Here is a 12,345-nt window from a genome sequence, read left to right as displayed (position 1 = left end):
TCACCCGTGGAGTTCGAACAGCAGCATCTGCGAGCAGTTAAACTCTCAATCGCGGCATGAGCCCCTGTGTCCACACTCCGGGGGACGCCTCAGTGGAGAGCTGCCCCCGTGCCACGGTGCGGCGCAGGGGCAGTCCGGCGGACAGCAGGCCGGCGTCCCGCCTCAGGTCCCAGGCGGCGCGAAGCCCCGCGGGCGCCGTGGTGAAGGCTTGCCTGCTCCACTCGTAGTAAGCAATCAGGTCCTCGGCAGTGAGCCGGTCGAAATCACGGTCGGTCCGCACGACGACCTTCACCAGGCTGTTCTCGGCTGTGCCCAGCTGGCTGGGGGTCATTCCCCGGGCCAGGCCGGCCTGGCGAACCTTGCGGAACGACTCGGCGCCGAACCAGGTTTACCGGACCTCGGGGCTCTACCGACACGCCAAGCAGGTCCGGGGTCTAAATGGTCGAGTGTGAACCGGCCGACCCTTCTCCGTCCAGACCCCGGAGAAACTTGGCGGAATTCCTCCTCGCCGAGCACCGCCACGAGCTGACCGTCACCGCGGACCCGAGTGGACCGTCGAGCGGGCCGAACGCTATCTCCGCTCCCTGACCGCCGGTGCCCGCCGGTTCGCCGAGATGGTCGTACTCTACGGCGACGGCTACCTCGACGCCGACCAGCTGCGCAGCGTCGTCGGCAAACTCAACGGACCGACCGTCGCCCTCTCCCGCGCGGTGCCACGCGGGGTACGCGAAGGCTGGTGGCCCGAGGGCACCCGCGCGCCCATCACCCCGGTCTACGACCCGGACAACCCCAGCTGGCACAAGAACATCGCCTATGAGATGACCAGGGAAAACGTCCCCGTCTTCCGCGAAGCCATTGCCCGGCTGGCCTGACCCAGCCACTGCTCCCAACGAGCGGGAGACCTCCGCACCATGGACGTGCCCGAGTACCTTCCTGTACCGAACGGCTACGCCCAGCGCGTTGCCGCTCCGTGGCCGCCGCCGTCGTCGACGACGGGCCACAGCGTCAGCAGGTTTACGGCGTTGCCAAGGCTGAGGTCACTTCTTCGGTCTCGCCTCGAGCTGTCATGAGGAGCAGTCCGACGACGTCGTCCCAGGAGGAGAGCGTCGCATCCACGGGTTCCGACTGAGCGGATTCGACGTTCTGCCACCGCACGAACTTGTCCGGGAAGACGCTCAGCGACCATCCGGACTCGTGCTGCAGTGAGACATCCGGGTGTTCCTCGTCCGCGCTGCTGAGTTCAGCGAGAACGGCGCGGATCTGCGCCTCGTCGGGCTCGTCGAACTCCTCGCCCATGGCGTCGTACATGAAGTAGGTCACGGTTATGCTCTCCGGTTGGGCGGTGCGCCGTTGGGGATGGCCCATTCAGCATATCCACCGGAGTAGCCCGGATGGAGGACGTCCCACCACGGGCTTCCGGAGGTGTGCTGGTACCGGGGGACCAGCCTCATCACACCCTCTCTGCCCTGAGCGTTGGCTTTGGGCTCATGCTGCCATGTGAAACCCGTGGGGGTCCTTCGCCCGCCGACGGAGCTCACGCGGGCGGCGATGCCTGGCGAGAACTGGTCGAGGAACCGGCCGAGTGCAGGATCGGCTCGGATCGCGGCGTCCAGTGCCGCGTTGGCCCGGTTGAAGTGGACAGCACGGCTCTCTCCGTAGTCAGTGCTGTTGAGCTGCATCTCGTATACGGCGGTGTAGCCCCGGGGATTGATGGCGGCACCGGTTCTGGGGCAGGTGCCGGCTTTCAGGCCTTCGGGGTCGATCCAGGTGTGCGGATTATGGACATAGGTGACCGGGTTGGGGGCCGGTTCCAGGCCGAGCGGGTCGGGGCTGGTGTATCGGGCTGTCTCGGGGTCGTAGTGGCGGAAGTAGTTGTAGTGGAGCCCGGTCTCGACGTCGGCGTACTGGCCGGGGAAGCGGAGTGGGGTGTGTGCGGTGGAACCGGAGTGGACGGCGGTGGTTCCCCAGACAGTCGTGCGGGTGTGCCAGGCGATGGTGCCGGTCTCGTCGACGAGTTCGGTCGGGGTGCCGACCAGGTCGGTGACGATGGCGAAAAAGCGCGATTCGGTCTCTTCCTGGGGCATGCGCCTGCGTTCGATCTGAGCCAGCGGCTCATAGCCTTCGCGGACCCAGGTGAGAGTGGTCCCGGTGGCGGTGGTCGTCTGCTCGGCGAGGTTGGAGCCGTCCCAGGTGAAACGAGTCTCGTCGATGACCGAACCAGCCGTGTCCAGACGGTACTTCGCGGTGCGGCGTCCGAGCGGATCGTAACGGTAGTACCAGGGTGTGCCGTCGGGGGTGATACAGGAAGTCAGGCGGTCCTCGGCGTCCCAGCAGTAGCGCCACACGTCGGGGCTGCGGGAGAGCCGCTTCTTGACACGTTCGACGAGGCGTCCTGCCGCATCGTAGCGGTAGTGGGTGTCTCCGGCCCGGGTAAGGAGTGTGCCCGAGTAGTCCCGGGAGCCCCGCGCCGTAGGATCCGCACTGCGGTCAAGCCATTGCGCATCTCGCTGATTGCCTGCCTGGTCGTAGGCATACCGCTCTGGGCCGGCAGGGCCGTCCGACTTCAGGGGGCGGCCGACGGCGTCCAGGGTGTAGCGGGCGGCACGTCCGGTCGCCCCGTCAGTGACGGCGGTGAGGTAGTGATCGGGGCGGTACGTGTAGTCACGCGCCCGCAGTAGGTGCGATCGGCTTGCTGGGGGCATGGGTGCCGCTGACTGCCGTCCGAGTATCTGCTGCACCTGACGGCCGTTCATGTCCCAGACGGAGGCGAGCGAAACGTTATTGCCGAGCGTACGGTGCGTCTCGCGGCCCACAGCGTCGTGAGTGAAGCGCATGGTATGCCGTGCGTCGACGGTCAACGACGTGCGATGGCCGGCCGCATTCCACTCCGAGGTGGCGGTGGAGCCTGTGGGTGTCGTACGCGAGACCGGCCGGCCGGCGGCGTCGTAGGCGAAGCGGAGGGTGGCGCCGTCCACGGTCTGCGCGACGAGCCGTCCGGCAGCGTCGTACGAGTTCTCCAGGCTGCCGTCGGGTGACGTGGCTGATGTCAGGCGGGAGAGCGTGTCATAGCGGAACTGCGTCTCCATTTCGCCGGAGACCTTGGACATCAGGCGCCCTGCGGCGTCGAAGCTGAAGGCGATGATGTCGCCGGAGGGCGTGGTGCGGGTCGACGGCTGTCCGGCCGGATCGTACGCGTGCAGGGTGGTGCGCCCGTCGAAGTCGGACTCGGAGGTCGGACGCCCGAGCGGATCGTAGACGTACTTCCAGTTCAGCGACTGGGGGTTGGTGACACGTATGGGGCGCATCTCGGTGTCGTACGCAAACCGTTCGGTGGCGCCGTCCGGGGAGGTACGGGAGGAGAGCAGGTCGAAAGGGCCGTAGGTGAAGCGGGTGATGCCGCCGTGCGGGTCGGTGTGACTGGTGCAGTTGCCCTCGCCGTCCCATGTCCAGGATTCGGCGAGGCCGTCCGGTGCGGTGCGGCGTGTACGGCGGCCTTCAGCGTCCCAGCTGATCGTCGTGAGGTGCGTGAGGGCATCGGTAAGCGCGACGGGTCGGCCGAAGTCGTCACGGACGCACTGACTCGTCGCCCCGAGCGGATCTGTCATCTTCACGGGCAGCCCCGCGGCATCGGCCTCGACGGCGGTGGTGGCCCCCAGTGGGTCGGTTGCGGTGGCCACGGCTCCGGTGGGGTGGTGGGTGAAGGCGTGGACCCTTTCGTCGGCACCCGTCGAGCGGACGAGGTTACCGCGGCCGTCGAACTCCTGGCGGACCGTCGTGCCGTCCTGGCGGGTCAGTTTCACCGGCAGATGCAGGTGGTCGTACGTGATGCGGACGGTGGCGCCGTCGGGGGCGGTGGCAGCGAGCAGGTTGCCGTTCTCATCCCATTCCCAGCGGGTCGTGCGACCGAGCGGGTCCGTGCGGGAGAGCAGGTTGTCGCGGAGGTCCCACTGCTGGGTGGTGGTGTGTCCGAGAGGATCGGTGATGGCGGTGATCTGCCCGTGACGGTTGGACCGGTAGAGGGTGCTGTGCCCAAGGGAGTCGGTGTAGGTGACCGTACTGGTGCCGTCGGACTCCTGCGGCCCGTAGACGATGCGTGAGCCGAGTATGCCGTCGGTTCCTTGTGTGGCACTCACACGCCCTGCAGTGTCGTACGTGTAGTCGAACGCGGTTTCGTTGGCATCCCGCCATCCGATGATGCGGTGCGCGTCGTCGTAGGAGAAATATGTCGTGGCGTCAACGGCATTGCGCAGCCGGACCATGTTCCCGGTGTCGTCATAACCGAAGGTGCGCAGCCGGGCCGGGCTCTCGCCCATGGGCGCGGACAGGCCGGTGACACGTCCCAGGTCGGCGTCCGCGTCGACGCGGACCCGGTAGCCGCCGCTGTGACTGACTTCGAGAGGAATCCCGTCCTCGCCTCGCTCCATGGTTACGGTGTTTCCGTTGCGGTCCTCGATGCAGACGAGCCACCAGAGGCCGTCGCGGGAAGTGGCGGCTTCGAAGTGGCGCACCAGTCCGGTACGGAAGTCCTGCACAGTCAGCACATAACTTCTGCCGCGCGTGACATAGACGAGGGGCATCTGCGCGCCCGCCGCCGGAGCCACTCGGTCGCCGGGTATGTCCGGCAGGCGCGGGTAGGCCAAGGCGGAGCCATCCTCCCGGTACCACCAGATGCCACCCAGAACGTCGTCCCGCTCAAGACGTTCGTCCAGCGTGCACGCCCAGGACGGTCCGAAAGAGCGGCCGGCCTGGTATCCGGACAGGTGAGTCCGGCGCAGCACCAGCGGCAGCACGCCCGGCAGATCAACATCCACCTGCTCGAGCACCATCTGACCGCTGGCCATGTCGATCGGATCGCCGCACGTCTCCTTGTCGGCCAGCGCACGGGCCTGCTGGGACAGCTTCGACGAGTCGGAGTTCAACAAGTCCCCTGGCTTGCGGGCAGATCCGGATCCGTCCGGCCGCCTGCGAGCGGATCCGGGACTGTCGTTCCGTCCGTCGTTCCCGGCGCTGTCACGGGGATCGCCGCTCTTGATCGCCCTGATGCGGTCGTCGATGTCCAGGTCGGTGCTCTTGTGAATTTTGGAGCTCAGACCGATCGCGTCGGGCAACTCCTTGCCGACGTGGTTCCCGATGTGCTTGTGGCCCTTGGTCAGCTTCTCGACCACGCCCTCGATGGTGGAGTCGAGCACGGCGGTGAGGGAGTCCTTCCCTTTTGCCCGGCCGTGGTGGCTCTTGGCCCTGCCTATCTTGCCCGCGGCGCGGGTGAGCATCGACACCTGCACACCCGCGAGTTTGCCGCCGGTGGCGGAGTGGGCGTCATGGTCGATGCCCAGGCCTGCACCCGGCCCACCGCCGCCTGCGACGGAATTGAGCTGGAGCCCGTCCTTGGCCGCTTGAGGGACATCGATTCCGTCCTGCTGACCGGTGACATTCATCGCGGTCTGGATCGCCAGATCTGTCACGATGCTCTCCAACGCCGCCACCGCGGGCTGGGTGAGGGTGGCGACGATCTCCGAGACCGCCGCCTCCGCCATCTCCTTCAGGATCCGCTTGAACGCGATACGGGTAGCCGCGATCTTCGCACCGGCCAGAAGAGTCGAAAGACCAGCTGTCACCGGGGCGAACGCCAGCGTCACTCCCACCGTGGCGCACAGATCCGCTAGCTCGCCCACCGCGGCGATCTTCCGGGCCACGATGATGTCCGCCACCCGGTCCAACGCACCCGCGATGATCCGCGCCGCCTTCGCCAAGTCCTTGTTCTTGCGCTGAACTTTCGACCAGTGCTTGTCCAGCGCGGTCAGCGACTCACTCTGCCCGGAGGAGATCAATCGCTGTACGTACTGATGGGCGGCATACCCGTCGTCGTCCGCGTCTTCCGCGAACTCCCGCAACGAGTCCGCCATGTCACGATATGCGTCCTCGTCAACGTTGGGCCAGCCCACACCGACCACGTCCAGCATCGTGTCGACACCTTCAGGAATCGTGTAACCCACGACGCAACAACCCCCGCAACAGACATGAACCTGACGAACAAGATCAACCAGCATGCCACGGAACCACCCCACAACCCCAGGCCCTTTGTCGCCGCACTTATGGACACCCGATACCAGTCACGGACGAACCGCGACGTTCGGCATCCGCCGGCCGGCGTCGATCATCAGTCCCTGCTGTAGTCCCCGGCGCTCACGCACACGCATCGTCATACAGACACCGTGATCACTCCGGATGGCAGTCGACCGTCGACATCTGCGGCATGGCCAGGAACTGCCACCAGGAGCATCTCGATGGCGCCCAGGCAACACCCTCGGCACCTCCCAACCCGTCGACATCACCCGACCGTGTTCAGGTCGCGTCCCGAACCCGTCGATGATGATGTCACTACTGCTCGATAAGGCCACGCGGAGGCGTGCACGTTCAAGGGTGAAGCCTCTTCACCATCACGGCGTACACCAGCGAGTCCGCGAAAGGCTGCTGCTCCCCCGCCTTCTCATAGCCCCACGTCTCGTACAGTTCCTGGACTCTTGGGTGGGCCACGTCGACCAGCAGCACCGCGAGATCCTCGCCCCGCTCCTTCAGCAGGGCTTCGTGCAGACGGTCCGAGACGCCCTGCTTCCGCCATCGCGGGCGCACCATGACCTCGGAAACGGCATAGGTCGCGGTGCAGCCGTCGTTCGGTTCGAACGCTGTGGAGCGCCACCATTCGCGGCCCGGCTGCTGCGGGGCGCCGTAGGCGAATCCGGTCGGCTCGTCTCCGTCGAAGGCGACGACGCAGGTGAAGCCGTTCATCTCCGACCAGTGGTCGACGAACCAGGGAAAACGCTGGTGGAACTCGTCGTCCTTGGCATCGGCGTAGGCGTCGGCGTGCACATCGATCAGCATCTGCTTGAAGCCTTCCGGAAGGCTCCCGTGGCCGTAGTGCTGCAGGTCGATCACCTGGGTCACGCTCGACTCCATTCATCTCGCATACGGTCTGCCCAGTCGCGGGCGTACGTCGTGGACGGCGCAAGCCGGAACAGGTCTCGGTGGAAGTCCCCGATCAGAGTCCGCATCCGTCCAGGCAGTGGAGCACCATCCATGATCGTGAAGACGGAAGCCGCAGTTCTCGTGGCTTGTTCCAGGTCTCCCTGGCGGAGCTAGGCGGTCGCGAGCTGACATGTGGCCAGGGCGCGGTTGCGCTGGAACCCCGCTGAGGTCGTACGCGCCGGGCAGGCCCGCAAGCTGTACCGGCAGAGGTGCGCGACCCACGGAATTACGGTCGAAAGTCCGTCCGGAAAGCTCACCACCGCCCCCGCACCCGAGCAGGTCCGTGCCTTGACGGACGAACAGTTCGACGGCATCGGAGCCAAGTTCCACCGGAGCGTGCTGCGCTCGGCTGCTGAGCACTACGAGCTGCACGCCGCCCGCTGGCTCGGCCTGGACGCGCCCGCCCTGGCGGCCGCGCTCACCACCATCCCCCGTATCGGCCCATGGACCGCTGCGGCAGCCGCAACCGACTTCACCGGCGACTTCAGCGTCTCACGGCGGCGCTGCTCGTCATCCAGCAGCGCGGCGACGCGCAGCAGCTGAAAGACCTCAGTCAGTCGGCGGTCGGCGCCCTACGCCAGGGGCTCGCGTTCTCGCATGGGAGACCCGAAGGAGTACCCACGGGGAGGAAGCGCTTGCGCTCCTCCTCGGTGTAATCACGCCCGGCCGATGAGCAGAGGTGGGAGAACCAGTTCGCGCGAAGAAGGTCGTAGGTCTGCCGCCAGCCCTTGGCGTAGGCGACCAGGCGGTCGTCGTAGACGATCGCTGTCCGTCTGATATCGAGCACGGTGGGGAAGGCGCCGAGATGACGGCCTGTGTCAGTTGCCCACAGGTCGTAGCCGCTAGGGGATTCGGTGATCGCTGTGCCGTCCGAGGTCAGAGAGACCAAGTTGTCCAGGTGGTCCACGGCCATGGGGTGCCCCGTGGTTTTCCGTTGGTCCACCGTCCACCGGCGGACGGTGCCGTCCGCGCTCTGCACCAACAGGCTCCGGCCGTCGGCCGAGAAGACGAGGCTGCGTTGCATGAAGTCCCCGAAGACGGGGCCGATCGCGTCACCGGACAGGACCCCGATCTGTCGGCCGGCGAGGGTATCCCAGAGCTGGATGGTGCCCCGGTCAGTGCCCGCCCTGGTGACTACCGCGACCTGGTGCGGGTGGTCCGGTCGTGGCACCAGTTGTGCAGTCGAGCGGAGGGGCCCGATGAGCGCCCCGTCCGTGTGCTCGACTGACACGGGGCGTCCCACTTGTAGGCCGGTGACGGAATTCACCCGCAGGAGCAAGCCTCCCACCGTCAGAGCGGCTATGTCGCCGCCCGCCAGAGGGGTGACCCAGTCCAACGCGCCGAGCGAATTTCCGTGGTCTGGGCCGACGTCGAGCTCGACGGCTTTCCCGCGTTTCAGGTCGTCGGCTTCGTAGACAAGTAGCTCCGTGCCGTTCGACAGCCACACGACGAGCCGACGGTCCTCCGGCGTCCAGGCCACCCGCCACTTCGGCTTGCCGGAACCGCTTGCGGGCAGTTTGACGGAGTCGCCCCGGCCGCTGACAGTGTCGCGGACGTACAACCGCACGTCGGTCACCCAGGCGACGGCCCGCCCGTCGGGGGACAGTGCGTCCGGCACGCTGCTGAGGTTGAACTCTTCCTCCGTCAACGGAGCCCCGGGCTCCGTCGCCAACACCATCAGCGTGCCACCGACTGTGGCCAGCACAGTTACCGGTTCGCCCTCTTTCCTCACAGCGGCAATCGCGGCGGTCACGGTGTCCTCGTCCTGGATGCGTGGTACCCGTGTCCTGAAGGTCTCCCCGGTGGGCAGTCGGGTGAGGGCGACCTCCGCGAAAGCACCGGCTTCCTCGTCCTGCATGACGTACCCGCCCGTGTCGTCCGGCAGCAGCGCGCTGCCGGGCAGGGGCCAGACCGCGCCGGTGGTGGTGTTGTGCACGTATACGGGGGACCGGAGGTCCGCACCGCGCTGCTCGACGGCGTAGTCACCGCCCCCGAGGAGCCGTAGATTCCCCCGCGGGACGCCGGTGACGATCCCCCGTACGATGCCACCGGAGCCCAGTTGCCGCAGCTCCACAACGCTCACCAAGTCGCGCAACCTGGACCAGTGAAGTACCACGGTATCGGGGTCCTCGCCGAACGCGGCCTCGTCCGGCTCCACCCCACTGGGAACGAGATCGTCGGCCACCGGCAAGGAAGCGCCGTCGGCCACATCCCAGGCTTCGACGAACCCCTGCCGGCCATGATCCTCCGGGCGGGGTTCCTCGCTCCCCAGGAGCCGAAGAAGCCGTGTCCCGTCTGCACTGAAGTCGAGATCGGCCGCGTACACAACGCGATCAGCCGTATCGGCGACCTTCAGACGTAGGGGATCGCGCTGTTCTCCGTCGAGCCGCCACAAGAACACCCGGCCGTTCGGTGTCGCCACCGCATAGTGCCGACCGTCGGAGCTGATCTCGGAGCTGATCTCGGAGCTCTCGTCGTCGACGGGCGCCCCGCGCAGTGCGTAGGACCGGGGAGAGCCGCCCAGCGCCCCTGTCACCACGGAGACCACAACGGGCGCGGCGCCCGCCGGCTTTGACCACACCACCAGGGTGCGACCGTCCGGTGTGGTGTCGAGATGCGTCGCCCGCCCAGGCCAGAGGCCGACATGGCTGCCGCGCAGGTACTCCCCGGTCACATGGCTGCGCAGCAGCGCCTGCTGTGCTTGCGGTGTGTCGTCTGCGTTCCAGGCCGCCAGGGCCAGCTGGATTGAGCTCCCGGGATCATGGAAGGCCCTGTCGCTCGACTCGTCGGCGAGCGCACGGGATGCGAGGGTACGCAGCTGTCGCTCGGCCTTCTGGCTGCTGTCGCGAGCCATATCGGCGAGCACGCCGGCGATTACCAAGAAGGCCAGAAGCGTTGCTACCAGCACCTGCCAGCGCCGGAGTGCCCGCCGTGCGAACTTCCGGCTCGCACCGATGTACGTGCGCTCGAGTGCGGTGATCTCTGTCGGCCGGAGGGCGGCGTGTTCTACGGCCACCTCGAGCACGCTGCCGCGGAGCAAGGCACCCGTCTCACTGCCCGTCTGTTTCCAGCGCGTCAGGTCTCGGCGCAGCTCCTCCTGCCAGATCCGGAATTTGCGGCTGTCGTCCAGCCAGTCCCCCAGCCGCTGCCAGTGGCGGGTCAGGGCTTCGTGCGCAAGGTCCACGATCTCCGTGCCCTCATCGGTGCGGCCGAAGACGATCAGCTTTCCGGGTGTGAGACGGCGTGCGAGCGCCAACGCGGCGGGGTCCATATCGGCAACCGGGGCGGGCCGCCGGGTATAGCCGCCGTGGTCTGCCGGACGTGCCAGCTGGACGAAGAGCGCCTGTGCGAGGGGAAGTTCGTCCCCACGGACCACCGTGCGAAAGGAATCCTCCGCATAACCGGCGAGAGCACCGGCGATTCCACCGAGGTCCTGGTACACGGCGTGGGTCAGCATCGAGCGCTCGCGCTGGTCCCACAGACGGGTCAGTGCGAACTCCACGAGCGGCATGCGTCCCGGCTCGTCCGCCGCGTCACGCACGATCCGGTCGGCGAGTCCGGGCTCCAGCCACAGTCCGGGCACCGCGTCGACGGGCCGGGTAATCGCGTCCCGCAGGTCGTCGGGGCCGAGCGGGGCGAGGAACATCACCGCGTCGCTGAGCGCAGACGAGGTCTCGGCCGCCATCAGGGCTTCGATGGAGTCCGGGCGCGCCGTGACTACCGCCCGGGGGGCGGAGCCGGAGTCCCCGTCGACAGTGCCGCATAGGTGAAACAGCAGGTGGAACAGTCTTCGGGCGGCGTCCGGTGCGGCACCTGCGTACTCCTCCAGCTGGTCTACGACGAAGAGGTGGCCGGCCCGGCCGCCCTGTCTCCGTAACGCGGAGCGCAGGCCGGAGGCCGCCTCTGCCGTCGCGGTCTCGTCCGAAGCCTCGCTGAGTAACGCAGTGAGCTCAGCCGCCCGCCGCAGCCGGTCCGTCTCCCCGTCATCTGGTTCCAGCACAACCATCAGTGCCTGAGCTAGCACAGCCTCTGGCCGGAGGCCCGCGACAGGACGCATCAGAGAGACGGTCAGGCCGTCTGCCCGCACTCCGGGCAGCAACCCAGCCCGGATCAACGACGATTTGCCACACCCGGACGGCCCTGCCAGCACGGTGACCGGACGGGTCTGGACCGCGCGGCGAAGCCGTTCGACGTCCGCTCCTCGGCCGTGGAAGAACGCGGCGTCGTCCTCGTCGAAGGTGCCTAGCCCCCGGAAAGGGCACTGCGGCGCCACCACGTCCTCGTCCACCAGCTCGAAGGACGGAACCAGGTACGCCGTGCCGTTCAGCCCGCCGCGTCCGGCGGCCACCGTCATACCGATGACACCACCCTGCGCGTCGTCCCAGACAGCCGATCCGCTGAATCCTGGCTGGATCGGCGCTCCTCCCGGGCCCGCGTCCATCTGGAGCCAGCCTGACCCCTGCACGCCCCGCAGTGAGCCGGTCGCCCATGCGCCGTGGTCGCCGCCGGTCGGGAATCCGTACGCCCGGAACTCGTGCCCCCACACGGCAGTTCCGTCGACGAGCGGCACCGGACGCGCGCCTGCCACGGGATGGTGGAGCCGCAGCAACGCCACATCTCCGCTGTCGTCCTCCTCGCGGGTGGGCTGCCACGAGACGACCGTGGCGCTAACCGCCGGAATGCGACCGCCAGCGTCCCGTAACAACGGGAACTCGACGCGCATCACGCCCGACGGGGCGTTCTCTGCATCCCTCGGCAGGCCGAGAGCGTCAGCCACCACATGCGCACAGGTGCAGACAATGTCCGGGGCGACAAGGAAACCGGCCCCGACCACCGGGCCATCTTCACGTGCACTCAACGAACCGTCCGCCAACAAACGCGCCGACGATGCTGCCCGTAAGCGCACCAGGCCGGATTCAACCGTCCCCGCTCCGCGCGCACGCGATGGACCTTTCATGCGGAACGATCGCGATTCCACTCAGGAGTGACCGCGAAGTTCGTCTCGCCCGCAGTCCTGGCCACCACTACGCCGGCCTTTGCGGACAGCTTGATTCCGAACTCGACGCTCACCGTGTCGTGAGGCTGAGCCATGTCCCCCACACTCCGCGCGACCGCCTCCACGGCACGGCACACATGGGCCAAGGCCTCCTGAAGCGTCTCGACGGAGGCGCGCGCCAAATCGGAGCCGCGCCCCACCCTGCCGATCCCGCTCTCCTCGGCTCCGGGCCCCTCCAGCTCACCCCGGACTACGGTGCCGTCGCCGAGTTGCATGTCCCCGACCCGTGCCATGGCGCCCCCCGCTAGACCATGCTTGACGAACCG

The 12,345-nt window shown here is 67.5% G+C and carries 8 protein-coding genes; 2 read left to right on the top strand and 6 right to left on the bottom strand.

Translation table 11 applies throughout. The features are described from left to right. Nucleotides 1-37 precede the first annotated feature (37 nt). Entirely contained in the window at nt 38-331 is a 294-nt protein-coding gene (locus tag ACWD04_RS31435) for a hypothetical protein (protein WP_451137149.1), read from the bottom strand. 283 nt (nt 332-614) lie between these two features. Between ACWD04_RS31435 and ACWD04_RS31430 the strand changes: the two genes are divergently transcribed. After that, nucleotides 615-872 (top strand): hypothetical protein, encoded by a 258-nt coding sequence (locus ACWD04_RS31430; protein ID WP_451137148.1) that lies wholly within the window; start codon nt 615-617, stop codon nt 870-872. 142 nt (nt 873-1,014) lie between these two features. Here the strand turns inward: ACWD04_RS31430 and ACWD04_RS31425 are convergent, their stop codons facing one another. The 3 genes from ACWD04_RS31425 to ACWD04_RS31415 all read right to left on the bottom strand — a co-directional run bounded on the left by ACWD04_RS31425 (nt 1,015) and on the right by ACWD04_RS31415 (nt 6,942). After that, the gene (locus tag ACWD04_RS31425) at nt 1,015-1,320 is read right to left on the bottom strand and encodes a hypothetical protein (protein WP_451137147.1); all 306 of its coding nucleotides are present in this window, start codon (nt 1,318-1,320) and stop codon (nt 1,015-1,017) included. A 2-nt stretch (nt 1,321-1,322) separates the two neighbouring features. Beyond that, nucleotides 1,323-5,960: an RHS repeat-associated core domain-containing protein gene (locus tag ACWD04_RS31420; RefSeq protein WP_451137146.1), complete on the bottom strand. Its 4,638-nt coding sequence runs from the start codon at nt 5,958-5,960 to the stop codon at nt 1,323-1,325. A 454-nt stretch (nt 5,961-6,414) separates the two neighbouring features. Further along, complete coding sequence (locus ACWD04_RS31415; RefSeq protein ID WP_451137145.1) at nt 6,415-6,942, bottom strand: GNAT family N-acetyltransferase; 528 nt, start codon at nt 6,940-6,942, stop codon at nt 6,415-6,417. Between the two features lie 369 nt (nt 6,943-7,311). Between ACWD04_RS31415 and ACWD04_RS31410 the strand changes: the two genes are divergently transcribed. Next, nucleotides 7,312-7,566 carry a hypothetical protein gene (locus ACWD04_RS31410; protein WP_451137144.1) on the top strand — a complete coding sequence of 85 codons (255 nt, stop codon included), beginning with the start codon at nt 7,312-7,314 and terminating at the stop codon, nt 7,564-7,566. 10 nt (nt 7,567-7,576) lie between these two features. On the opposite strand, the gene ACWD04_RS31405 is transcribed toward ACWD04_RS31410, so the two are convergent. Beyond that, nucleotides 7,577-11,980, bottom strand: coding sequence for an nSTAND1 domain-containing NTPase (locus ACWD04_RS31405; RefSeq protein ID WP_451137143.1), 4,404 nt, complete (start codon nt 11,978-11,980; stop codon nt 7,577-7,579). Continuing rightward, nucleotides 11,977-12,312: a CU044_2847 family protein gene (locus tag ACWD04_RS31400; protein ID WP_451137142.1), complete on the bottom strand. Its 336-nt coding sequence runs from the start codon at nt 12,310-12,312 to the stop codon at nt 11,977-11,979. Before ACWD04_RS31400 ends, ACWD04_RS31405 begins: the two co-directional genes overlap by 4 nt. Between the last annotated feature and the right edge of the window lie 33 nt (nt 12,313-12,345).

This window comes from Streptomyces sp. NPDC002911 (assembly GCF_053591835.1).
This window is presented reverse-complemented; position numbering and strand designations above follow the sequence as displayed.